The organism is Roseateles sp. P5_B10 (genome assembly GCF_056400485.1).
The window spans coordinates 1-1,170 of record NZ_JBFULE010001201.1 but is presented as its reverse complement, the minus strand read 5'-3'; the positions used below and the strand labels follow the sequence as shown (position 1 = coordinate 1,170).

Genomic DNA, 1,170 nt, shown 5'->3' with positions numbered 1-1,170 from the left:
GCGCAAATCCGGTGCTGAGTACCACCTATTGATGAGGCGACAAGGGGCCGATGGTGCTAGCCTAAGAAGATTAATGGGGGAAGCTTTGATGCGTGTAATTCGATGGGTTCGCCTAGCTCGCCTAGTTTTGATTTTAATCCTTGGCCTAGTCGCACCCACAGTATTGCTTTATCAAGCGCATGAAGCCATTAGCAATCTCGATAACGAAATGGGGTCAAGCATTCAGGTTGAATTGCTTAGCAAGGCAATGCCGGCACCCACTCAAGGATTTAACAGCGCAAACGACTATGCGTTGTTTTCTTTAGCACTTGTTGAATCAAACAGCTTTCGAGCACTGATAAACAAACAGCGAATGAAAATCGCCGTAATGCATGTCGGATTTGCCATCGCGAGCGTTGGTCTGCTGTTCATCGTCTTTGGCGTGGATCAAGGCGGCATTGAAGCCGGCGGTGAAGCTAAGACGGTCGCTTGGAACCTAAAAATTGCTTCTACAGGCGTAGCCGTTTTCGTCCTTGGATCGCTATTAGCCGGAGCCGGCGGGCTTATCGCCAATCCATATGAGACCGCCGGGATTCCAGGATATGCGGGGACGTCACGCTCACCAGCAACTCCATCAGTGTTGAAAAAGGCGACCGTTCAGCTTTGTATAGATAAAACCGTAGATGAAAAGAATATGACGGCCTGCATCCTCAACTCGTTATGACTGTGAGACCATAATGTTTAAAGCCATCGTGTCCTTCCTCATGCTATTGCCATTCAGTAACGCTGACGCCTCTGAAAAATGCCCCTCAACTGCGCAACAGCAAGCGACGACGCCTGAAGGCTGTCGGTGGGTATCAACAAAGGATAGCTGCACGTTGGCGTGCAGACTGCGAGAGGTTGAACCGAGCGGGGGCACGCTGCCATCGGGAGGTGGAAAGACCCAGGGAGTGACCCAACCGCCTTCTCCCGATTCGATGAAAGTCGGGGCGGGCAACATCGTTGTAGATATCAATACCGCAAGATCCGAACGACCTGGTAAGTCCGCACCGAGGAACGCAAAGGCAAATTGACAGAATGCCTCAGAAGGGACAATCCATTGGCTACTTCGGAGTCAATTGGCTTATAAGTGTCCCTGTGTAAGGCCCTCGTGGCGAAACGCCACGCAGCCCAACTCGCGTTTCCCAGCAT

At 51.5% G+C, this 1,170-nt stretch carries 1 protein-coding gene; it reads left to right on the top strand.

What is annotated here, in order from left to right; all coding sequences use genetic code 11:
• Positions 1 to 703 (top strand): hypothetical protein (locus tag AC1DU6_RS32100; RefSeq protein ID WP_477862253.1); only part of this gene is annotated, 703 nt, incomplete at its 5' end.
• Positions 704 to 1,170 lie beyond the last annotated feature (467 nt).